Source organism: Demequina sp. NBRC 110052, from assembly GCF_002090075.1.
Lineage (GTDB): Bacteria > Actinomycetota > Actinomycetes > Actinomycetales > Demequinaceae > Demequina.
On the sequence record NZ_BBRI01000002.1, the window covers coordinates 836,844 to 859,425 of the forward strand.

At 69.4% G+C, this 22,582-nt stretch carries 20 protein-coding genes; 8 read left to right on the forward strand and 12 right to left on the reverse strand.

Annotated elements, in window-relative coordinates:
• Positions 1–6 precede the first annotated feature (6 nt).
• The 3 genes from prmC to rpmE are packed head-to-tail and all read right to left on the reverse strand — an operon-like array spanning position 7 to position 2,220.
• Entirely contained in the window at positions 7–903 is an 897-nt protein-coding gene (gene prmC / locus B7K21_RS04075; protein ID WP_200806236.1) for a peptide chain release factor N(5)-glutamine methyltransferase, read from the reverse strand.
• A gap of 3 nt (positions 904–906) precedes the next feature.
• Positions 907–1,992: a peptide chain release factor 1 gene (gene prfA, locus B7K21_RS04080; protein ID WP_084073937.1), complete on the reverse strand. Its 1,086-nt coding sequence runs from the start codon at positions 1,990–1,992 to the stop codon at positions 907–909.
• 18 nt (positions 1,993–2,010) lie between these two features.
• Positions 2,011–2,220 (reverse strand): 50S ribosomal protein L31, encoded by a 210-nt coding sequence (gene rpmE, locus B7K21_RS04085; protein ID WP_084073938.1) that lies wholly within the window; start codon positions 2,218–2,220, stop codon positions 2,011–2,013.
• A 347-nt stretch (positions 2,221–2,567) separates the two neighbouring features.
• Between rpmE and B7K21_RS04090 the strand changes: the two genes are divergently transcribed.
• A complete protein-coding gene (locus B7K21_RS04090) occupies positions 2,568–3,497 on the forward strand; it encodes an endonuclease domain-containing protein (RefSeq protein ID WP_084073939.1) in 930 nt (309 codons plus the stop codon).
• Positions 3,498–3,637: 140 nt separating this feature from the next.
• Here B7K21_RS04090 and rho read toward each other — a convergent pair whose 3' ends face one another.
• The gene (rho, locus tag B7K21_RS04095; protein ID WP_200806237.1) at positions 3,638–5,512 is read right to left on the reverse strand and encodes a transcription termination factor Rho; all 1,875 of its coding nucleotides are present in this window, start codon (positions 5,510–5,512) and stop codon (positions 3,638–3,640) included.
• A 256-nt stretch (positions 5,513–5,768) separates the two neighbouring features.
• On the opposite strand from rho, the gene B7K21_RS04100 reads away from it, so the two are divergent.
• From B7K21_RS04100 to B7K21_RS04115, 4 genes are all read left to right on the forward strand, one after another.
• A complete protein-coding gene (locus B7K21_RS04100) occupies positions 5,769–6,203 on the forward strand; it encodes a DUF6325 family protein (RefSeq protein WP_084073941.1) in 435 nt (144 codons plus the stop codon).
• A gap of 2 nt (positions 6,204–6,205) precedes the next feature.
• Positions 6,206–6,514: an SHOCT domain-containing protein gene (locus tag B7K21_RS04105; RefSeq protein ID WP_084073942.1), complete on the forward strand. Its 309-nt coding sequence runs from the start codon at positions 6,206–6,208 to the stop codon at positions 6,512–6,514.
• A gap of 126 nt (positions 6,515–6,640) precedes the next feature.
• On the forward strand, positions 6,641–7,681 hold the full coding sequence (locus tag B7K21_RS04110) for a TIGR00341 family protein (RefSeq protein ID WP_084073943.1): 1,041 nt from the start codon (positions 6,641–6,643) through the stop codon (positions 7,679–7,681).
• Between the two features lie 116 nt (positions 7,682–7,797).
• Positions 7,798–8,988, forward strand: a complete 1,191-nt coding sequence (locus tag B7K21_RS04115) for an ROK family transcriptional regulator (RefSeq protein WP_084073944.1) — start codon at positions 7,798–7,800, stop codon at positions 8,986–8,988.
• A gap of 73 nt (positions 8,989–9,061) precedes the next feature.
• Here the strand turns inward: B7K21_RS04115 and B7K21_RS04120 are convergent, their stop codons facing one another.
• From B7K21_RS04120 to B7K21_RS04130, 3 genes are all read right to left on the reverse strand, one after another.
• Positions 9,062–10,063 carry a sugar phosphate isomerase/epimerase gene (locus B7K21_RS04120; RefSeq protein ID WP_084073945.1) on the reverse strand — a complete coding sequence of 334 codons (1,002 nt, stop codon included), beginning with the start codon at positions 10,061–10,063 and terminating at the stop codon, positions 9,062–9,064.
• Between the two features lie 23 nt (positions 10,064–10,086).
• Positions 10,087–11,256, reverse strand: coding sequence for a Gfo/Idh/MocA family protein (locus tag B7K21_RS04125; RefSeq protein ID WP_234989172.1), 1,170 nt, complete (start codon positions 11,254–11,256; stop codon positions 10,087–10,089).
• A 104-nt stretch (positions 11,257–11,360) separates the two neighbouring features.
• Entirely contained in the window at positions 11,361–12,413 is a 1,053-nt protein-coding gene (locus B7K21_RS04130; RefSeq protein WP_084073946.1) for a substrate-binding domain-containing protein, read from the reverse strand.
• Positions 12,414–12,696: 283 nt separating this feature from the next.
• Here B7K21_RS04130 and B7K21_RS04135 point away from each other — a divergent pair, with 283 nt between their 5' ends.
• Both B7K21_RS04135 and B7K21_RS04140 read left to right on the forward strand, forming a co-directional pair.
• Positions 12,697–14,217, forward strand: a complete 1,521-nt coding sequence (locus B7K21_RS04135; protein ID WP_234989173.1) for a sugar ABC transporter ATP-binding protein — start codon at positions 12,697–12,699, stop codon at positions 14,215–14,217.
• Complete coding sequence (locus B7K21_RS04140) at positions 14,214–15,314, forward strand: ABC transporter permease (RefSeq protein ID WP_084073947.1); 1,101 nt, start codon at positions 14,214–14,216, stop codon at positions 15,312–15,314. Before B7K21_RS04135 ends, B7K21_RS04140 begins: the two co-directional genes overlap by 4 nt.
• Before the next feature lie 71 nt (positions 15,315–15,385).
• Here the strand turns inward: B7K21_RS04140 and B7K21_RS04145 are convergent, their stop codons facing one another.
• The 4 genes from B7K21_RS04145 to B7K21_RS04160 form a co-directional block, all read right to left on the reverse strand.
• Positions 15,386–17,389, reverse strand: a complete 2,004-nt coding sequence (locus B7K21_RS04145; protein WP_144016052.1) for an ABC transporter ATP-binding protein — start codon at positions 17,387–17,389, stop codon at positions 15,386–15,388.
• The gene (locus tag B7K21_RS04150) at positions 17,386–19,116 is read right to left on the reverse strand and encodes an ABC transporter ATP-binding protein (RefSeq protein WP_084073948.1); all 1,731 of its coding nucleotides are present in this window, start codon (positions 19,114–19,116) and stop codon (positions 17,386–17,388) included. Before B7K21_RS04150 ends, B7K21_RS04145 begins: the two co-directional genes overlap by 4 nt.
• Positions 19,117–19,119: 3 nt before the next feature.
• On the reverse strand, positions 19,120–19,770 hold the full coding sequence (locus tag B7K21_RS04155; RefSeq protein WP_084073949.1) for a TetR/AcrR family transcriptional regulator: 651 nt from the start codon (positions 19,768–19,770) through the stop codon (positions 19,120–19,122).
• A 78-nt stretch (positions 19,771–19,848) separates the two neighbouring features.
• On the reverse strand, positions 19,849–20,433 hold the full coding sequence (locus tag B7K21_RS04160) for a GNAT family N-acetyltransferase (RefSeq protein WP_084073950.1): 585 nt from the start codon (positions 20,431–20,433) through the stop codon (positions 19,849–19,851).
• Positions 20,434–20,855: 422 nt separating this feature from the next.
• On the opposite strand from B7K21_RS04160, the gene B7K21_RS04165 reads away from it, so the two are divergent.
• Positions 20,856–21,578, forward strand: a complete 723-nt coding sequence (locus tag B7K21_RS04165) for an endonuclease domain-containing protein (protein WP_144016053.1) — start codon at positions 20,856–20,858, stop codon at positions 21,576–21,578.
• A gap of 69 nt (positions 21,579–21,647) precedes the next feature.
• Here B7K21_RS04165 and thrB read toward each other — a convergent pair whose 3' ends face one another.
• Entirely contained in the window at positions 21,648–22,580 is a 933-nt protein-coding gene (gene thrB, locus B7K21_RS04170) for a homoserine kinase (RefSeq protein WP_084073952.1), read from the reverse strand.
• Positions 22,581–22,582 lie beyond the last annotated feature (2 nt).

A 22,582-nucleotide genomic window follows, 5' to 3' on the forward strand; every position in this document is an offset into this window, starting at 1 on the left:
AGTCTCTCAGACGCCGACGCGGCGCGCGACGAGCATCCGGTCGCGCCCGGTGAGGTCCTGTCGCGTGTGGATGTCGCCCCAGAACTCGCTGCGCGCGGCGTGCGCACGCAGCGCCTCACCCTGCAGCTCGCCGTGCTCCATCACGAGCCAGCCGCCCACGTCGAGCAGCCGCGCGGCCTCGTCGATGATCGCGCGCGGCACCGCGAGTCCGTCGTCGCCCAGCCCGTAGAGGGCCTCCGGCGGGTCGTACTCGCGCACCTCGACGTCGCGCGGCACCGCGTTCGAGGGGATGTACGGGGGGTTGGTGACGACAACCTGCGCGCAGCCCTCGAAATGGTGCAGACAGCCGCGTGCGTCGCCCAGGATGGGGCGCACACGCGAGCGGACCGACGCCGGGAGCATGCGCGCGTTGAGGCGCAGGTACACGTTCGCCTCGTCGCTCGCCTCGACGAGCGCGACGTGCGCATTGTCCATCTCCGCGGCGATCGACAGGCCGATCGCACCCGATCCCGCGCACAGGTCCGTCACGTGCACCATGCCGTCACGGGCCGGCTTCGCCGCACGGGCGAGCTCGAGCGCGACCTCGGTGACGATCTCGGTCTCCGGGCGGGGGACGAACACGCCCGCGCCCACCTGGAGCTCGAGCGTGCGGAACGGCGCCTTGCCCGTGATGTGCTGCAGCGGCTCGCGCGCGCATCGGCGTGCGACGCGGGCCTCGAGCAGATCGTGATCCAGCGGGTCCTCGGGCCAGTGATCGTCACGCGCAGCGGCGGTGCGGACGTCGGAGATCTCCCAGCCGAACGTGTGCGCCATGAGCGCCGCGGCGTCGTGCGCGGGCGAGGGCACCCCCGCGTCGGCGAGACGCCGGGTGATGTCGCGCAGGCGCGTGCCCACTGACGGCACGCGTCAGTCCTCGTGCGCGGCGAGGCGGGCAGCCTCGTCGGCGTCGATCGCGGACTGGATGACCGGACCGAGGTCGCCTCCGAGGACGTGGTCGAGGTTGTAGGCCTTGTAGCCGGTGCGGTGATCCGCGATCCGGTTCTCGGGGAAGTTGTAGGTGCGGATGCGCTCCGAGCGGTCCACGGTGCGCACCTGCGACTTGCGCATGTCCTGGGCCTCGGCCTCCGCCGCCTCCTTCTGGGCGGCGAGCAGGCGGGCACGCAGGATGCGCATGGCCGACTCCTTGTTCTGGAGCTGGCTCTTCTCGTTCTGGCAGCTCACCACGATGCCCGTGGGGATGTGGGTGAGGCGGACCGCGGAGTCGGTGGTGTTGACCGACTGACCGCCGGGGCCTGACGAGCGGTAGACGTCCACGCGGACGTCGTTCATGTCGAGCTCGACGTCCTCGACCTCCTCGGCCTCGGGATACACGAGCACTCCCGCGGCGGAGGTGTGGATGCGGCCCTGCGACTCGGTCGCAGGCACGCGCTGCACGCGGTGCACGCCGCCCTCGTACTTGAGGTGGGCCCACACGCCGTTCTCGGGGTCCACCGAGCCGGGTGCCTTGATCGCGACGGAGATGTCCTTGTAGCCGCCCATGTCCGTCTCGGTCGACTCGAGCACCTGGGCCTTCCAGCCCTGGGTCTCCGCGAACTTGAGGTACATCTTCAGCAGGTCGCCCGCGAAGAGCGCGGACTCCTCGCCTCCCTCGCCCGACTTGATCTCCATGATCACGTCGCGTGCGTCGTCGGGGTCGCGCGGGATCAGGATGCGGCGGAGCGTCTCCGTCGCGTCCTCAGCCGCCTGCTCGAGTCCGGGGATCTCGGCGGCGAACTCGGGATCGAGCTCAGCCATCTCGCGTGCGGCCTCGAGGTCATCGGTAGCCGATTTCCAGGCCCGATGCGCCGCGACGACGCGACCGAGCTCCGCGAACCGACGCCCGAGCGTGCGCGCACGTCCCGCGTCCGCATGCACGGAGGGGTCGGCGAGCTGACTCTCGATGTCGGCGTACTCGTCCAGTAGAGGCTGAACGGCCGCGAAGGCTTCGGCCACGTCGTCGCGTATCCGGCGTTACTTCTTGTTGCCGTAGCGCTTCTCGAAGCGGGCCACGCGGCCACCGGTGTCCATGATCTTCTGCTTGCCCGTGTAGAACGGGTGGCAGGCCGAGCAGACCTCGACGCTGATCGCGCCGGACTTCTCGGTGGACTTGGTCTCGAACGTGTTGCCGCAGGTGCACGTGACAGTGGTGGCCACGTACTCGGGGTGGATGTCCTTCTTCATGATCTCCCTTAGATGTGCGCCCGGGTCCTCGCGTACCTCGCTTCGGTGAACCGGATGCCATGGACCCGATCCGCAGACCGAGCCAACCGTCTATTCTGCCACGCCTGTCAAGGCCGGGCGACCCTCCCTGCCGGCCAACGCATCGGGCATCTCCAAGCCCCTCCCCTCCCTCCGCGCGCCAGTAGTCGTTGAAGGCCGGGATCGGGGCAGTTCGCAACACTGAATGACTACTGCGTGACTGGCGCGCTGGCGCCCCGCCGCGTCCACAGCCTCCTGCCGTGAAGTCTTCATGCACAGCACGGCACCCACCGGCGGCGGAGCCGCGTGCCGGGTGCTCAGATGCGACGATGCGCCTCCTGCCCGACCTGACCGAGCTCGATCGGCCGCTGACCCGGTTCCTCCACGCCAACGCACACTCTTTCACCCGGGCCGAGCTGTTGGAGCGATGGTCTCGCCACGCGCTCGAGTCGGGCCTGCGCGCAGGAACCGTGATCCGCCTGCTCCCCGACGTCTACAGCGCCGCAACCCATCGGAGCACTCCGGCAGTACGCGGTGAGGCCTTGAACCTGTGGGCGCCGCGGACTCTGGTCACAGGCTCGCTTGCGCTGCACCTGCGCGATCCGCGACTTCCGGAGCCGCCTCTCGCGGACCTCGTCTCCGCCAAGGGCGACACGCTGCATCCGCCATCGTGGATCCGTGTGCACCAGACCGGCGTGCCGCCGACGTCGTCACACTTCGGAGGTGTTCGATGCGTGACAGCCCCGCGCGCGCTGCTGGATGCGTGGCGGTACGCGGCACCGCACGAGAGGAGCGGCATCGTGTGGGAGGCGCTCTGGGCGCGCACCTGCACCTGGCGGGAGCTTCGCTCCGAGTTCGCTCATGTCCCGCGAGTCGCCGGGCGCAGGGAACTGGAGAAGCTGCTGGCCTGGTTCGAGGAGGGTGCCACGTCGCCTCTCGAGGTCAGAGCCCGGCGCGAGGTGTTTCACGGCACGCCCTTCGGGGAGTTCGAATGGCAGGCACCGTTGCAGCTCGGCGCGCGCTCGGTGAGGGTCGACATGCTTCATCGCAGCGCGAGACTCGTCGTGGAACTCGATGGCGATCGGTATCACGGCACCCGATCAGCGCGCGACGCCGATCGCGCGCGTCAGAACGACCTGATCGCGGCGGGGTACGCGGTGCTGCGCTTCGGCTGGCGCGACATCGTCGGCGCGCCTCAGTGGTGCCGGGACCAGGTGGCTGGCCTGCTCCGGGCACGTGCGCGCCGCGCACCCCAGTAGTCACTGACTGCGGTTGATCACCCGAATCTCAGCGCTGATCGACTACCAGCGCACTGGGCCCGAGAGCAGCTGGGGGCCGGAGAGCAGCAGGGGCCCGGTCCCGCCTCACGGCGACTCCGGGCCCCTGCTGGCTGCGACAGCTACTTGGTCGCGCTGTCCTCGTCCATGCCTGGTGTGGTCTTGGCGACCTGCATGAGGAACTCGGCGTTCGTCTTGTTCTCCTTGAGGCGGCCCAGGAGCAGCTCGATGGCCTGCTGCTGCTCGAGCGCGGTGAGCACGCGACGCAGCTTCCACATGATCTTGAGCTCCTCGCCGCTCATGAGGATCTCCTCGCGGCGCGTGCCAGACGCGTTGACGTCGACGGCCGGGAAGATGCGGCGGTCGGCCAGCGTGCGGGACAGCTTGAGCTCCATGTTTCCGGTGCCCTTGAACTCCTCGAAGATGACCTCGTCGGCCTTCGAGCCGGTCTCCACGAGGGCGGTCGCGAGGATTGTCAGCGAGCCGCCGTGCTCGATGTTGCGCGCGGCGCCGAAGAAGCGCTTGGGCGGGTACAGCGCGGACGAGTCGACACCACCGGAGAGGATGCGGCCCGACGCCGGGGCGGCGATGTTGTACGCGCGGCCCAGGCGGGTGATCGAGTCGAGAAGCACCACGACGTCCTGACCCATCTCGGTCAGTCGCTTGGCGCGCTCGATCGCGAGCTCGGCGACCGCGGTGTGGTCGGACGCGGGACGGTCGAACGTCGAGGCGATGACTTCGCCGCGGACCGTGCGCTGCATGTCCGTGACCTCCTCGGGGCGCTCATCGACGAGCACGACCATGAGGTGGACCTCGGGGTTGTTCTCCGCGATCGCGTTAGCGATCGACTGCAGCACGAGGGTCTTACCAGCCTTGGGGGGCGAGACGATGAGGCCTCGCTGGCCCTTCCCGATCGGGGCGACGAGGTCGATCACGCGGTTGGTCATGTTGCGCGGCTCGGTCTCGAGGTGCAGGCGCTGCTGCGGGTACAGGGGCGTCAGGTCGCCGAAGACGGGACGGCCCTTGGCGTCCTCGATCGTCTGACCGTTGACGGACGTGACCGAGTGCAGCGCTGAGAACTTCTGGCGCTGGCCGCGCTCGCCCGGGCGGGGCGGGCGGGCGGTGCCGCTGACGGCGTCGCCGCGGCGCAGCCCGTAGTTGCGGACCTGGTTGGTCGAGATGTAGACGTCGGCCTTGCCAGGCAGGTAGCCGCTGGTGCGAATGAAGCCGTAGTTGTCGACGATGTCGACGATGCCGCCGACGGGGGTGATTTCCTCGCCCTCGCGCGCCTCGTCCTCGTCCTGGCCCTGGCTCTGGTCGTTGCCGCCGCCCTCGCGCTCGCGGTTGCGGCCGCGTCCACGGCCACGGCCGCGGCGCCGGCGTCCGCCGCGCTCGTCGTCGTCCTGGTTGCGGTTGCTGTGGCGGTTGTCGCCGCGGTTGCCGCCGTCGCGGTTATCGCTCTTGCCCTCGCCGTCGGTGGATGCGGCGAGGCTCACGGCCTCCTTGGCGCGGCGCGCGCGCTCGTCGGCGGACTCGTTGCTCTCTGCGGCGTCGGCCTGCTGGCCGGACTGGCCCTGCTGGCGGTCCCCGCGCTGGCCGCGGTCGCCGCGCGAGCGGCGCTCGCCGCGCTGCTCGTCGCCGCCCCCGGCCGGCTGAGCGCCCTCGGAGGACTTCGCCTCGGGCAGCGTCACCGGCACGACGGGTGCCTCGGCCTGCGCCGATGCCTCGTCCTTGGGCTCGGGCTTCGTCTTCTTGGGCGCCTTGGGGGGCACCACTCCGCCGTTGCGGATGGCCTCGATCAGGTCGCCCTTGCGCATGCGCGCGGTGCCGGAGACCCCGAGCTCGGAGGCGAGGGCCTGCAGCTGGGGGAGCTTCATCGCGCTGAGTGCCGCGCCCTGGTTGGCGTCGGTCTGGGTGTCGGTCACGGATGTTCCTTCCCTCGCACGAGCACGGGTGGCTTCAACAGTGCGAGTCGATCCACGCGGGTACGTTCGCATGTGCGTCATCGAAAGGCTGGACGCCTCACACGTGGATTGCTGTCCGCCGGGGCGATACGCGCCGTTCCGGGGGAAGCGAAGCCAGGTTAGCACTCGCGTCCCGGGGCGCACAATCGTCCCGCCCGGCGGGTCGCATGCCCGACGCGGGGGCGAGGCGCGTGCAGGGGGTGCCGCTTCTCCTGTTGCTGGGCAGGCATCGCCGACATTGCCTCCCAAGCAGGGGCGGCGTCGCCGGCCCACGAGCCGGGGAGCGGGCATGGGACTGGGACCTATCGAGCTGGTGGTGGTCGGCTTCGAGCGCGGGACGTTCGACGGATCGATCGTGCCCGAACTGCAGCGACTCGTGGACGGCGGGACGATCCGCATCGTCGACGCGGTGCTGGCGCGCAAGAGTACTGAGGGCGTCGCCACCGTGCTCGAGCTCGAGGACGCCTCCGATCCGGGACTCGACTCGCTGCGCGAGGTCGTATCCGAGGTCGACGGGCTGATCTCGGACGAGGACGTCGAGGACCTCGTGGACGAACTGCTGCCTGGAGCCGCGGCCGCGATCCTGTGCTTCGAGCACACCTGGGTGGTCCCGCTGCGGGATGCGGTCGCCGCCGCGGGCGGACGACTCCTCGAGACAACCCGCATCCCAGGGCCTGTGGCGGACGAGGTGCTCGCCGTGGTCGCTGCCAAGGAGAAGGAGTAGAGATGCCGATCCGTGTAGGAAGGCCCGGACTGCTGAGCACGATGGCCAGGACCGCCGTCATCTCCGGCACCGCCACCGCCGTGTCGGGCAACGTGGCACGCCGCCAGGCGGCACGTGCGCAAGCGCGTTCCATGCCAGCGCAGCAGGCGCCCGTCTATGCCGAGCCCGCGCCGGCGCCGCCCGCTCAGGTGACGCCCGCGTCGGGCGGGGACGACTTCATGGCGAAGCTGACCCAGCTCGGCGAGATGCGCGCAGCCGGGCTGCTCGACGACGCGGAGTTCGCCGCGGCGAAAGCGAAGCTGATCGGCTGACCCTGCCCCAGCGTCGGGCATGCGCCGCGCGTGCCGCAGCGGCGTGGCGACCGGGACCGCGCGCGCGCCAGCTCTAGCCTGCGACTGAAGGCGGCCCTTCGTCCGCCCCTGAGCGGAGGAGCCGCCATGACGTCGTGGGCCGAGCAGGTGCGTGAGACACGGTGGGCTGGACGGCTCAACACCGTCCAGTACATGCGCGACGCGGTCTTCTTCGAGGGCGACCGCGTCCGCCCCATGCACACCAGGTTCTGGCTGCTGCTCCTGCTCGCGAGCGCGATCGCCACCGCTGGCATCGTCGCGGACTCCACCGCGACCGTGATCGGCGCCATGATCATCGCGCCGCTCATGCGCCCCATTCAGGGCACGATGCTCTCCACGGTGATCGGCGACCACCGCAACCTGGTGCGCTCGATCGTGATCATGCTCGCCGGCGCCACCGCCGCCGTGGCCGTCGGATTCGTCCTGGGCATGCTCGTCGTGCAGCCCATGACCGCCGAGACCAACGGCCAGATCGCCGGGCGCGTCTCCCCCGGACTGGTCGACCTGTTCGCCGCGCTCGCCGTGGGGATCGTCGGCTCGATCGCGCTGATCCGCTCGGACATCTCGGACACGCTCCCCGGCGTGGCCATCTCGATCTCGCTGGTACCGCCGCTGTGCGCCGCGGGGCTCGCGCTGGAGTCTGGTGAGCCCGCACAGGCACTCGGCGCGGTGCTCCTGTTCGGCACCAACGTCGCCGCAATCCTCGCGACTGGCGCGCTCGTCATGGGGATCTTCGGATACTCCCGTCTTCGGCTCGAGGCGTCTGAGGACAAGGAGGCGGAGCGCCGCCGACGCGCGCGCACCTACCTCACGATCGCCGTCCTGGTGCTCGCGGTGAGCGGTCCGCTCACGTGGTCGACCGCACAGGCGATCGCCAACAACTCGCGCATCGGCCAGATCCGCACGTACGTCGAAGACACGGCCGCAGACTCGAAGTGGACGATCGTGTCGGTCACCCCGCGCGAGAACGGCATGATCCACGTGCTCGTCAAGGGCACTCCCCCGCTGCCCGACGTCGCGCAGGTGTACGCCGACATGGAGGCAGCGGGTCTCGATGCGGACTCGGTGATCCTCGAGTTCGTGCCGTCCTACACGTTCGATTCCGAGGGCCCGCGCGACTCGTTCTAGCGCGCGGCGTCGACGCAGACGCCGGCTCGCACGCTGCCGCGAGTATCAGCGGAGATTCGTCGGAGATCGGGCCAGGTCGGCACACTTTTGGCGGCACGCCGCGATAAGATCGGCCCATGGCCGACGTAACCGCCCAGGACTCGCTCGGGACACCCGCTGCCACCGATCTCTTCCAGATACTCCGCGACGGCAGGCCGCGCACCCGCTCCGAGCTCTCCGGCATCACCGGACTCGCACGCTCGACCGTGGCCGCGCGGGTCGACTCGCTCGTCCGCCTCGGACTGGTCTCCCCGATCGGCAACGCCGTCTCCACCGGAGGCCGCCCGTCGAGCCAGTTCGCCATCAACACGGGCAGCCGCGTCGTCCTCGGCGTGGACATCGGCGCATCCCATGCGCGCATCGCGATCGCGGACCTCAGCGGGACTCTGCTCGATCAGCAGGCTGTCGAGATCGAGGTCTCGCAGGGGCCCGAGGCGGTACTCGGCTGGGTCGCGAGCGCGGGTCGCGCGATGCTGGAGAGCCATGGCACGGCCGACGGGCTGCTCGCGGTAGGCGTAGGGCTTCCCGGCCCCGTGGAGCACGCCACCGGCAGGCCGATCGATCCGCCGATCATGCCGGGGTGGGACCGCTACGACGTACCCGCACACCTGGCGAGCGAGTTCGACGTGCCGGTGCTCGTCGACAACGACGTCAACATCATGGCGCTCGGCGAGCGGGACATGTCGTGGCCCGGCGTCGACCACTTCATCTTCGTCAAGGTCGCGACAGGCATCGGCTCCGGAGTCATCTCGGGCGGCTACCTGCAACGCGGGGCCCAAGGCATCGCCGGCGACCTGGGGCACATCTACGTGCCCAGCGGCAAGGACATCGTGTGCCGCTGCGGCAACGCGGGATGCCTCGAGGCGATCGCCGCAGGTCCCGCCATCGCACGCGGGCTCCGCGAGCGCGGACACCACGTCGAGAGCAGCCGCGACGTGGCGGATCTGGTGCGCGCGGGCAACACCGACGCGGTGCAGGCAGTGCGCGAGGCCGGACGCACCATCGGCGAGGTGCTCACGGCCTGCGTGAGCCTCATCAACCCTGCGGTGATCGTGCTCGGAGGCACGCTCGCGCATGCGGGCGAGCACCTGCTCGCGGGCGTGCGCGAAGTCGTGTATCGGCGCTCGATGCCGCTGGCGACAAGCGATCTGCAGATCGTGCAGGCACGCTCGGGGGCGAACGCCGCGATCCAGGGCGCGACCATGCTCGCGATCCACCATGCCCTCTCCCCCGCGCGCGTCGACGCGATGCTCCAGGCGCAGAGCTGAGCCGGAGCTCCCAGCGCGAGACGCACGAAGGCTCCTGCGCCGCGCGGGCGCAGGAGCCTTCGTGGGGACGCCGTCAGTCCTTGGTGCTGAAGGCCGCGTCGAACGCCGCGTCGGGCGCGTCGAAGGCCAGCCTGCGGACGAACTCGAGCCCCTCGGGAGCGCCCACGAGGCGATCCATGCCAGCGTCCTCCCACTCGACTGACAAGGGGCCGTCGTAGCCGATCGCGTTGAGCATGCGGAACGCGTCCTCCCACGGCACGTCGCCGTGGCCGGTCGAGATGAAGTCCCAGCCACGGCGGGGGTCCGCCCACGCGAGGTGCGAGGACAGTCGACCGTTGCGCCCATTGAGGCGCCTCTTCGTGTCCTTGCAATGCACGTGGTAGATGCGGTCCTGGAAGTCCCACAGGAACCCGACGGGGTCGAGGTCCTGCCACACCATGTGCGACGGGTCCCAGTTGAGCCCGAACGACTCGCGGTGGCCGATCGCTTCGAGCGTGCGCTTGGCCGTCCAGTAGTCGTAGGCGATCTCACTGGGGTGCACCTCGAGAGCGAAGCGCACTCCCACCTCCTCGAACACGTCCATGATCGGGTTCCAGCGGTCGGCGAAGTCCTGGTAGCCGTCCTCGATCATGTCCGCCGGCACCGGCGGGAACATCGCGAGCGTCTTCCAGATGGACGAGCCCGTGAAGCCGACGACGGTCTTCACGCCCAGCTTGGCGGCCATGCGCGCGGTGTCCTTGATCGCCTCCGCGGCGCGCTGACGCACGCCCTCCGGGTCGCCGTCCCCCCACACCGCGGGCGGCAGCATCTCCTGGTGCCGCCGATCGATCGGGTCGTCGCATACGGCCTGGCCGGTGAGGTGGTTCGAGATCGCCACGATCGCGAGACCGTGACGAGCCATGAGGTCGAGCCGGCCCTGCACGTACTCGTCGTCGTCCCACCGGGTCACGTCGAGATGATCGCCCCAGCAGGCCAGCTCGAGCCCGTCGTAGCCCCAGCCTGCGGCGAGCGTCGCCACCTCCTCGAGCGGAAGATCGGCCCACTGGCCGGTGAACAGCGAGATCTGTCGCGTCATTGCTGCAGTCCTTTCGTCTGTCTTCAGGCGTGCGTGGAGGTCCACGCGCTCCCGTCGCCCGCGCTGCGCTCGACCGCGTCGAGCACCCGCTGGACCTGATACCCGTCCGCGAAGGACGGCGTGGGCTGCTCTCCTGCAGCCAGAGCCTCGACGAGGTCCTTGACCTGGTGCGAGAAGCCGTGCTCATATCCCAGCATGTGCCCTGGCGGCCACCATGCCTCGAGGTACGGGTGCTCCGCTTCGGTGACGTACATCCGTGTGAAACCCCGCTGATCGCTCGGCGCCGTCGCGTCGTAGTACTGCAGCGCGTTCATGTCCTCGAGGTCGAACAGGATCGCGCCCTTGTCGCCGGCGACCTCGATGCGCAGGGCGTTCTTGCGACCCGTCGCGAGGCGTGTCGCCTCGAACGTGCCGAGGGCCCCTGAGTCGAAGCGGCCGTAGAACGCCGCGAAGTCGTCGACGGTGACCGCACCGCGCCCGGACCCGGCAGTGCCGGACAGGCCCTGGCCTGCGGCGAGCACGGGACGTTCGGTGACGAACGTCTCCATCACGCCGGAGACCGCATCGAGGCTGAGCCCCGTGATGAACTGCGCGAGATCCACGGCGTGCGCGCCGATGTCGCCCAGTGCGCCCGAGCCCGCCTTGGACTTGTCCAGGCGCCACGTCAGCGGCGCCTCGGGATCCGCGAGCCAGTCCTGCAGGTACTGCGCGCGCACCTGGCGGATCTCGCCCACGGCGCCGCGCGCGACGAGGTCGCGGGCGAACGTCGCCGCAGGCACACGGCGGTAGGTGAAACCGACCATCGCGGACACTCCGCGCTGAGCGGCGGCAGCCGCGGCCTCGGACATCTCACGTGCCTCGTCCACGGTGTTGGCGAGCGGCTTCTCGCACAGCACGTGCTTGCCCGCGGCGAGCGCGGCGATCGCCATGTCGTGGTGCAGGTGGCCGGGCGTGACGATGTCGACCACGTCGATGTCGTCACGTGCAAGGACGGCGTCGAAGTCCTGCGAGGCCTCCGCCCAGCCCCACTTCTCCGCGAGGGCGGCGTTCTTGTCAGGGTCTCGACCGACCATCACGGCCATCTCGACCGGGACGGGAAGATCGAAGAATCGAGGGGCGGTCCTCCACCCCTGGGAGTGTGCGGCGCCCATGAATCCATTGCCGATCATGGCGACGCGCAGTGGCGCGGGCATCTGGCTCTCGCTTTCTGTGGTGAAGGAGCGGTCGTGAGACGGGGTGGCGATGCGGCGGCCGCGCGCAAGGACGCGGCCACCGCATCGTCGGTGGGATCAACCCGTCAGGACTCGAAGCCGATCGGCAGGTACTCGTCGACGTTGTCGGCAGTCACCACGGGGGCATCGAGGACGATGCGGTGCGGCACGCCGGGCGAGGCGAGGCCGGGCATGTTGCCGCCCTGCGCCACGAGGCGGGCCAGCGCGATGCCGTCCGCAGCCTGCGTCGATGGGTAGATGACGGTCGCCTTCAGGACCGAGTCCCCGGCCTTGATGGCCTCCATGGCGTTCAGCGAGCCTGCGCCGCCGACCATGAAGAATTCGTCGCGGTTGGCCTCCTCGATCGCCGCCAGGACGCCGATGCCCTGGTCGTCGTCGTGGTTCCAGATCGCGTCGATCTGCGGGTTGGCGGAGAGCAGCTGCTCGGTCACCGCCTGGCCACCGGCGATCGTGAAGTCTGCGGCCACGCGAGCCGAGACGGAGAGGCCGCACTCGGACAGAGCGTCGTTGAAGCCGCGCGTGCGGTCCTGCGTCAGCGGCAGCGAGTCGATGCCTGCGATCTCGGCGACCACCGCGTCGGGCTGGCCCTCGAGCTCGCCACAGATGTACTCGCCTGCGGCGACGCCCATGCCGTAGTTGTCGCCGAGGATCGTGACGCGGGCGGCATCGGTCGACGAGAACTCGCGGTCGACGTTGATCACGGGGATGCCCGCGTTCATCGCGTTGATCGCGGCCTCGGTGAGAGCGGCGCCGTCCGTGGGCAGCAGCACGATCGCGTCGACGCCCTCGTTGACGAACGTCTCGACCTGGCTGATCTGCAGGTTGGCGTCGTTCGTGCCCTCGGCGACGCGGAGCTCCACGTCGTCATACATGTCCGCCTGCGCGAGCGCCGCGGAGTTGATGGCGCCGAGCCAGCCGTGGTCGGCGGCGGGACCGGAGAAGCCGATCACGACCGTCTCGCCGCTGCCTCCGTCACCCGTGGGCGCCGAGGTCTCCTCGCCACCGTTCTCGCCGTCGTCGCCCGTGTCAGAGCTGCAGCCTGCGAGCAGCGCGATACCAGCGAGCGCTGCGCCCGTGGCGGCCAGCATGCGCTGGCGACGCGTCCGGAATGCGTACATGGGGGTTCCTCCTCATATGGTCACTGTCGTCATTGCCAGTGAGCTGAGTCACGCCTGCCGTGATCGCGCTGCGAATCGGCTCGTTGTCCACACTGACACCGTCAACGTAGCAGAGTGTGGCGACCGTTGCACGACTTTTGCATGGGCATCGTCATAACGGTTTGACATCGGGAGATGCCCACTCGCGCGCGCGGTACAGAGACGTGCCCACCCCAATAGGGACACACATCGCACCCGACTTCACGCCCTGTGGGTGCCACTGGGCCTGTGTTATGTTCATCGCGTGATCGAAGACGACCACCCCGTGTCATTACTCGAGGTCCGGGGCCTCGCGAAGAGTTTCGGCAGCGCTCGGGCGCTCAAAGGTGTCGACCTTGACGTCGTCGCCGGCGAGGTCCATTGCGTACTCGGACAGAACGGCGCCGGCAAGTCCACGCTGATCAAGACCCTCTCGGGAGCGCATCAGCCGGACGCAGGCGAGATCCGCTGGAACGGCCAACCCGTCGAGATCGACGGCCCCGTCGCCGCGCTCGAGCTCGGCATCGCCACCATGTACCAGGAACTCGACGTGGTCGACGGCCTGTCCATCGCCGAGAACATCTACCTAGGCCACGAGCTCGCCCGCGGCGGCGTGCTGAGCCGGCGCGAAGCCGCCAAGCGCACTCGTGAGCTCATGCAGCGGCTCGGCCACCCGGACCTCTCCCCCTCGCGCGAAGTCGGCACCCTCTCGCCAGCGAACAAGCAGATCGTGTCGATGGCCCGCGCGCTCTCTCACGACATCAAGCTGATGATCATGGACGAGCCCAGTGCCGTGCTCGACTCCGAGGAGGTCAACAACCTCTTCCGCGTGGTCGAGGACCTCACGCGACAGGGCATCGCCGTGATCTACATCTCGCACCGACTCGAGGAGATCGAGCGCATCGGCACGCGCATCACAGTGCTCAAGGACGGCGCCTCCGTGGGCTCCAACCTGCCCGTCGAGAGCACGCCCACGCGCGAGCTCATCCCGCTGATGACCGGATCCGACGTGGAGCACGCGTTCCCCGCACTCGCACCCGTCAGCGCCGACGCTCCCGTGGTGCTCAAGGTCGAAGACCTCTCGCTCGCGGGAGTCTTCACGGGAGTCAACCTCGAGATCCATGCGGGCGAGATCGTGGGCCTCGCAGGCCTCGTGGGCTCCGGACGCTCCGAGATCGTCGAGACCATCTACGGCCACCGCAAGGCGACGACAGGAACGGTCAAGGTGCACGGCAGGCCGCTCAAGCCGGGCTCGGTCGCCGCGGCGGTGAACGCCGACATGGGGCTGTCCCCCGAGGAGCGCAAGAGCCAAGGACTGCTGCTCGAGGAGCCGATCTACCGCAACGCGACCCTCTCGACGTTCACGCGCTTCGCCAACGCCGGCCTGCTCGACGAGGCAGCCGAGAAGCGCGCCGCCGAGGAGCAGATGAAGGCGCTCGAGCTGCGCCCCGCCGAGCCGCTGCGCATCACGCGCACGCTCTCCGGCGGCAACCAGCAGAAGATCATGCTCGCGCGCTGGCTCATCCACGGCACGCAGGTGCTCATCCTCGACGAGCCCACCCGCGGCGTGGACGTCGGCGCGCGCGTCGAGATCTACGGGCTGATCCGCGACCTCGCCGCCGCCGGCACCGCGATCCTCGTGGTCTCCTCCGAGATCGAAGAGGTGCTGGGACTGGCCCACCGCGCCCTTGTCATCGCCGACGGGCAGGTGCTCGCCGAGCGTCCCACCGACGAAATCGACGAGCACGGCGTGCTCGACCTGGTCATGAAGGGAAGTGCCGCGTGAGCGAGCAGACCACCACCCCCGACGCGAGCGCCGCTCCTGCAACGCAGCACGAGCCCACCGCGTCGGACGCCCCCAACCCTGTGAGGCGGTTCCTCGCGAGCCCCGCCGGCCGCAGCGTCGGGCTCTTCATCGCGGTGCTTCTCCTGGTGCTGATCGGCGCCGTCACCGCGGGCGAGAACTTCATGAACATCGACAACATGCTCGTCATCCTGCGCTATGCGTCGGTGATCGGCGTCGTCTCGATCGGAATGACCTTCGTCATCACCTCCGGCGGCATCGACCTGTCGGTGGGCTCCGTGCTCGGCCTCGCCTCCGTGGTCGCGACGCTGGGCGCGATCCAGACCGCCGCCGAGGGCTTCTGGCCGCTCATGGTGTTCGTCGCCGTCGCAGTCGGCGTGCTCGCGGGCCTCACGAACGGCCTCATCATCGCCTACGGCAAGGTCGTGGCATTCATCGCGACGGTCGCCATGCTCGCGTCGGCACGCGGGCTGGCGGAGCTGATCTCGCAGCGCCAATCGCAGATCGTCGACAACGACGGTTTCCAGGACTTCTTCCGCTACGACCCGCTCGGCGTCTCGTGGGTCGTGTGGATCTTCGCGATCATCTCGCTCGCAGGGTGGTTCGTGCTCAACCGCACCACGTTCGGGCGCCGCACGGTGGCGATCGGCGGCAACGAGACCGCCGCTCGCCTCGCCGGCGTGAACGTCAAGCGCCACACCGTGTACCTCTACATGCTGGCAGGCGGGTGCGCAGGCATCGCGGCGACGATGCTCCTGTCGCGCGCCCCCGCAGGCACCTCGACCCACGGCCAGCTGTACGAGCTGGACGCGATCGCCGCAGTCGTCGTCGGCGGCACCCTGCTGGTCGGCGGACGCGGCACCATCGGTGGCACCGTGCTGGGAGTGCTGCTGTTCTCGACGCTCACCAACGTGTTCACCCAGAACAACCTGTCGAGCTCCGTGCAGCTCGTCGCCAAGGGCGTCATCATCGTCGCGGCGGTCATGCTCCAGCAGCGATTCGCCAACCGCACCCCTGCAGGCGGAGCCCGCCTCAAGCAGACCGACGCCGCGAAGGCGCAGGCACAGACCCCCGCCTGATCGCCCCACCGACGACTCGGGCCCGCGCACCTGGTGCGCGGGCCCGAGTCGTGTCACGGGTGACTCAGGGCCTACGCCCGAGGACCAGACCCCGGGTGCTCGACCTGCGGGTCATCGAGGTCCTCGCCCGCGTGGGCCGGCGCCTCAGGATGGGGCACTGACGGGTCGTCGAACGCCACCGGCGTGTCCCCCGCCGGGGCGTGCACCGGATCGAGCGGCGGCTCAACGTCCTCGATGGGGGCCGCGAACTGCGCCTCGTAGAGCCGCGCGTACGCGCCCTTGGCCTCGAGAAGCTCGTCGTGAGTGCCCTGCTCGACGATCGCGCCGTGCTCCATGACGAGGATGAGATCGGCATCCCGGATCGTCGACAGGCGGTGCGCGATCACGAACGCCGTGCGGTCACGTCGCAGCTCCTCCATCGCATGCTGCACCAGCAGCTCGGTACGCGTGTCGACCGAGCTGGTCGCCTCATCGAGGATGAGCACCTGGGGCTTCGCCACGAAGGCGCGCGCGATCGTGATGAGCTGCCTCTCACCCACGGACACGTTGGTCGCGTCGTCGTCGAGCACGGTGTCATAGCCGTCAGGGAGCGAGTGAACGAAGCGGTCCACGTAGGCGGCCTTCGCCGCCGCGAGGATCTCCTCGTCCGTGGCGTCGTCACGGCCGTAGGCGATGTTGTCGCGGATCGTGCCCCCGAACAGCCACGCATCCTGCAGCACCATGCCGGTGCGCGAGCGCAGGTCGTCACGCGTCATCTTCGCGATGTCCACGCCGTCGAGCGTGATGCGGCCCCCGTTGAGCTCGTAGAAGCGCATCACGAGGTTCACGAGGGTCGTCTTGCCGGCTCCGGTGGGCCCCACGATCGCGACCGTGCGGCCCGGCTCCACCGTGAGCTCCAGGTTGTCGATCAGTGGCTTGTCCTCCACATAGCGGAAGGACACGTCCTCGAACACCAGTCGCCCGTGGTTGTCGTCCGGCGTGAGCGCCGGGTCCTCGTCGGGCGTCTGCTCCTCGGCGTCGAGCAACTCGAAGACGCGCTCGGCGCTCGCCACACCGGACTGCAGCAGGTTGGCCATCGAACCGAGCTGCGTGAGCGGCTGCTGGAACTGGCGCGAGTACTGGATGAAGGCCTGCACGTCGCCGATCGGGAGCGCGCCGTTGGTGACCATCACGCCACCCACGACCGCGACCGCCACGTACACGAGGTTCCCCACGAACATCGTGGAGGGCATGATGATGCCGGACACGAACTGCGCGCCGAAGCTCGCCTCGTAGAGCTCCTCGTTCTTGCGCGCGAACTCCTCCTGCGTCTCACGCTGGCGCCCGAAGACCTTGACCAGCGCGTGGCCCGTGTAGCCCTCCTCGATCTGGCCGTTGAGCGCGCCCGTGTGCTTCCACTGCTCCACGAACTTGGGCTGCGAACGCTTGGCGACCTGCATCACGATCGTGAGCGTCAGCGGGATGGAGACGATGGCCACGAGCGCGAGCCACGGCGAGATGACCACCATCATGACCAGCACGCCGATCACCGTCAGCAACGACGTGAACAGCTGGCTGAGCGTCTGCTGCAGCGACTGCGAGATGTTGTCGATGTCGTTGGTCACGCGCGACAGCAGCTCGCCGCGCTGGTGGCGGTCCACGTACTTGAGCGGGAGCCGGTGGATCTTCGCCTCGACGCGCTCGCGCAGCCGATACACGGTGCGCTGTGTGATTCCGTTGAGGATGTAGCCCTGCGCGAACTGCAGTGCGGCCGCGACCAGGTAGATCGCGACGAGCCACCCGAGGATCGTGTGCACGCGCGGGAAGTCCACGCCCGTGCCGCCAAGCAGGCCCTCGAAGACGATCGTGGTCGCATTGCCGAGCAGCTTGGGCCCGGTGACGTTCAACGCGACCGATGCGGCGCCCAGGATGATGACGAACACGACGAGGGACTTCTCGGGTCGCAGCAGGCCTGAGAGTCGCCGGACGGAGCCCTTGAAGTCGGAGGGCTTCTCCACGGGCGCGCCCATGCCGTGGCCCATGGGGCCGGGGCCGCCGCGCGGCTGGCGGGTCGGGGTGCGGGACTCGGTGCTCATGCCGCCTCCACTCGCAGCTGCGTGCTGACGATCTCCTGGTACGTCTCGGACGAGTCGAGCAGCTCGTCATGGGTGCCGCGCGCGATGATGCGACCGTGCTCGAGGACCAGGATCTGGTCTGCGTCGATGATCGAGGACACGCGTTGCGCGACCACGAGGACGGTCGTCTCCGTGAACTCTCGCGCGAGCGCCGCCCGCAGCGCCGCATCGGTCGCCGTGTCGAGCGCTGAGAACGAGTCGTCGAACACCAGGATGTCCGGCTGTCGCACCAGAGCTCTCGCGATCGCGAGTCTCTGCCGTTGACCGCCCGAGACCGAGGTGCCGCCCTGCGCCACCTCCGTGTCGAGGCCGTCGGGCATCGCGCGCACGAAGTCGGCTCCCTGAGCCACCTCGAGCGCGTGCCACAGCTCCTCGTCGGTCGCGTCAGGAGCGCCGTAGCGCAGGTTCGACGCGACGGTGCCGGAGAAGAGGTACGGCCGCTGCGGGACGATGCCCAGCCGCGCCCACAACGCTTCCATGCCGGCCTCCTGGACTTCCACGCCGCTGACGCGCACGCTTCCGGCCGTCGCGTCGTACAGGCGCGGTATCAGGCCCACCAGAGTCGACTTGCCGGCACCGGTCGAACCGATCACGGCCGTCGTCGTGCCCGGCTCCGCGGTGAACGTGATGTCCGAGAGGACCGGCTGCTCCGCGCCCGGATAGGAGAAGTCCACGTGCACGAACTCGAGCCTGCCGCGGCTCGGGAAGTCCACGACGGGGCTGTCGCTCTCCCGCACCGTCGACTCCGTCTCCAGGACCTCGCCGATGCGGTCCGCAGACACCGTCGCGCGCGGCAGCATGACGAATAGGAACGTCGCCATCATGACCGCCATGAGGATCTGGATCAGATAGGTGAGGAACGCCGTGAGCGCACCTACCTGCATCTGCCCTGCGTTCACGCGATCCGCGCCGAACCAGATGACCGCGACCGAGCTGAGGTTGAGCACCACGAAGACGATGGGGAACATCGCGGCCATGAGGCGGCCGGCCTTGAGCGCGGACTCCGTGACGTCCTCGTTCGCCTTGGCGAAGCGTCGCGTCTCCACGGGCTCGCGCACGAACGCTCGGACCACTCGAATGCCCGTGAGCTGCTCGCGCAGCACCTGATTCACGCGGTCGATGCGCTTCTGCATGCGCTGGAAGTGCGGAACCATGCGGGTGACGATCGCCATCACCGCCGCGAGAAGCACCGGGATCGCGACGACCATGATCCAGGACAGCCCGGCGTCCTGGTGGACCGCCATGATGACGCCGCCGATCGCCATGAACGGAGCGCTGACGAGCATGGTCGCGCCCATCAGCACGAGCATCTGCACCTGCTGCACGTCGTTGGTGGTGCGCGTGATGAGCGAGGGCGCCCCGAAGCGCTGCACCTCGGCCTCGGAGAAGTCACCCGCACGCATGAAGATGCGGTGCCTGAGGTCACGGCCGACGCGCATGGCGAGCTTGGCGCCGAAGTACACCGCAGCGATCGCGCAGCCGACCTGGAGCAGCGTGAGCGCGAGCATGATGCCGCCCACGCTCCAGATGTGCTCGAGATCGCCCACGGCCACACCGTTGTCGATGATGTCCGCGTTGAGGCTCGGCAGGTACAGGTTCGCGATCGACTGCGCGAGCTGGAATACCACGATGCCCGTGAGCAGGCCCAGGTACGGCCTGATGGAGCTGGTGAGGATCTTCCAGAGCATGTGTCAGTCCCCTTCCCGGGAGATTCCACGGAGGATGAAGTCGGTGAGCTCCTGCGGCGAGATGTCGCTTCCGGAGCGAAGGAACGGCATCGAGGTGCCGAAGACGAGGATTCGCAGGTAGTCGACGGCAACCGCCGGCTCGACGCGCAGCTCATCCCGGTGGGGCTCGAGGAGAGCTTCGACCACCCCCGTCGCCTCGCCCAGCGGCGGACCGCCGTTGTGTCCCGCATGGTGTCGCGCATGGTCGCGCGGCCCGAGCGCGGACATGAACCCCACCACGCCGCGCATGCGCGCGTGCAGTGCGGCGACGATTCGCTCGACCTTCGATGCGAGCGGGAGGTCAGGCTCGATCGCCCCGATGAGCGCGAGTGTGCCAGCGGGATCCATGACCCTGACCACCGCAGCGTCGATGAGCGCGTTCTTGTCCTCGAACACGCGGAAGATGGTGCCCTCCGCGATCCCGGCGACCTCGGCGATCTCGCGCGTGGTCACCTCGGCGCCGTGCTCGAGGATGAGCGGAATCGCGGCATCGACGATCTGCGCGCGCCGGTCCTCGGGCGACATGCGCGGGGCGCGGCCCGACTGCTTGTCACCGGCGAGACGCGTCGGGAGACCTTCCGCTCCCGCTGCGTCGACGACCGTCTTCTGTTCCACCCGCACACCATAAGTGAGTGAGTGCTCACTTAGCAATTCGTGTGCGTCTCCGCCTTCCCCCACCGGGTCGAACACGACTCAGGGCAGCCGCCGCGCCCAGGTGACAGACCCGTCATCCTCCGCGACCGCCTCGAAACCCACGCGGGGGTAGAAGGCCTGCGCACCCTCATTGGCGCGCTCGGCGACGAGGTGCACCCCCGCGACACCCGCGTCGGACAGGTGCGCGCACGCCGCCTCAATGAGACGCCGCCCCGCACCCTGGCCCTGCTGATCGGGGAGCAGGTCGATGTGAAGATGCGCCGGGTACTCGTCGACTGCGGGACCGAGCATGCGCGCGGGATCCGCTGCGGCGTCGTGCAGCCCGACGTCGTCCGCGCTCCGGCCCAGGTGACGCGGACCCACCCGCGTCCACCAGTCCTCGACGAACCACCGCTGGAAGGCGACCGTGTCCGACGTGCCGAGCACGTAGCCGTGCGGCTCGCCGTCCACGTCCCACACCAGACAGAAGCCCCCTGGGCCTTCGAGGTACGGCGTCGCATACACGTCGGCAAGCGCCGTGTCGTCGCCGAACACGCCCGTGGCGTCGCCCCCGCGGCGCCCCGTGAGCAGGCAGATGCGCGCGATCCGATCCCTATCGGCCTCGACGGCAGCACGTATGCTCATGCGCGCGACGCTACCCGACTGCGCCGCATCCTCGCCGGGGCCTCGTTCCGCCCCCCACACACCCGACAGATTGCGCTCGCCGTCGCGACTGCGAGACTCTCTGGCCTCAGATTGCATTCCGGGGCGTCGTCCACCGGGAGAGCGAGCACGCCCACTGTCCACAGCTCCCCCGAGGCGATGCGCGCGACCGCGCAGGATCGCGTTGCATCCGTCCCATGGCAGCGCCCCACCTCTCACCGCGTGTTCCCCCAGCGATCGCAACCTCGGTGCAGACTTTCACCTCTGAAGAGCTCCACCGTGAGATGACGCCCAGAGCTCTACGCACTGCGGTGGCGCACGGCGAGCTCGTGCGCGTGCTGCCGAATCGATACGCACCGGCAGCGCACGCCGAGTCAACGGTCGTGCGCGCTCACGCGGCGTGCATGTCGACCCGCGGCGTGCTCACCGGCAATACCGCGCTCGCCGCGTGGGGCGTGGCCACGAGCGAAGATCATGAGGTACTCGTCTCCGCCGCCCCCGGCACTCGCCCGCCCCACGCCGCATGGCTGCGCGCGATCAGAAACGGGCCCGCCCACGCGGCAGCATGGTGGCGTGGCGTGCCGGTGGCGTCGCCCGACATCGCAGCGGTCGACGCCTACGCCACGGCACGCGACCCATCGATCGAACCGTTGCTCGCAGTGCTTCGCGCAGGGCTCGCGACCCCGGACGACGTGGCCCGCGTCATCGGCGTACGCACCCAGATGCAGGGTCGCGCGCAAGCCTTCGAGGCGGTCGACGCGTTCCGACGTGGGCTGCACAGCTTCCTCGAGATCGCAGCCGATCGACGCGTGTTCACGGGGCCCGTCTTCGCACAGATGGTCCGGCAGCATCGAGTCCGTGCTGGCGGGAGGCTCTACCGCATCGATGCCTACGAGCCAGAGTCCATGACCGCCTTCGAGACCGACGGAACAGCATTCCATGGCAGTGCCGAGGCACGCCTGCGAGACTCCCGGCGCGATGCGGAGCTCGCGGCACTCGGGATACTCACGGTGCGCTTCCCGTATCCCGACGTGATGAGCAGGCCCGAGTGGTGCAATACGATCGCGCGCCGCGTGATCGAACGGAGGTTGCGCGGATCGGGATCGGCGACCGGTGCAATCTGTTGATCGAACTGCGGCAGTTGCAGACCGCCAGCGCAATCTGTCGGGTGTGGCGGGTGGGGGTGGAGTGGGGCCTCAGACCCCGACTGGCTCGCCAAGCGCGCCAGCCACGCGGCCCGCGGTGCGCACGCAGCGCCACACCTCGCCGCCGACGCCTTCGAGCGAGGCGGGAGTCCCCGTCTCGAGTCCGGCGGCATCCAGGCCTGTGCCGATCACCAGCACCGACGGTCCCGCGCCCGACACGACGGCAGCGAGCCCGCGTCCGCGAAGCTCCTTGAGCAACGCCTGCGCGGACGGCATCACCGCAGCACGGTAGTCCTGGTGCAGCCTGTCCTCCGTGGCCGCGAGCAGGAACTCCGGTCGACCCGCCAGGGCATGCACCAGCAGGGACGCACGCCCGACGTTGAAGGCAGCATGCACGTGCGGCACCTGGGCGGGCAGCACCGCGCGCGCCTCCCGGGTCGGGAGCGTCGCGGCGGGGACGAGCACTGCGGTCTCGATCTCGTCGGCGACCTCAAGCGCGGCCGCGTGCGGCACGCCGTCGTCCATCCATGCCACGGTCGCGCCGCCGTAAATCGCGGGGGCTGCGTTGTCGGGGTGGCCTTCGAAGGCCGTGGCGAGCCGCAGCGCCTCGGCGCGGTCGAGCGCCTCGGGCTCGGCGATCATGGCGCGGGCGGCGGTGATGCCCGCGACCACGGCGGCCGCGGAGGAGCCGAGCCCCCGCCCGTGCGGGATGCGGTTGACGGCACGGATCTCGAGCCCGGTCTGCGAAGCCCCGACGTGGTCGAGCGCCGCGCGGATGGCCTGGACTACCAGGTGCGATTCGTCGCGAGGAAGCGAGTCCTCACCCTCGCCCTCGATCTCGAGGGACACGGACGTGGACGCCACTGCGCGGACCTCGAGCTCGTCGAACAGGCCCAGCGCCATGCCGAGCGAGTCGAACCCGGGGCCAAGGTTCCCCGCCGTCGCGGGAACGGTCACGTGGACGTGGTCGGACGCGAGACGCATGG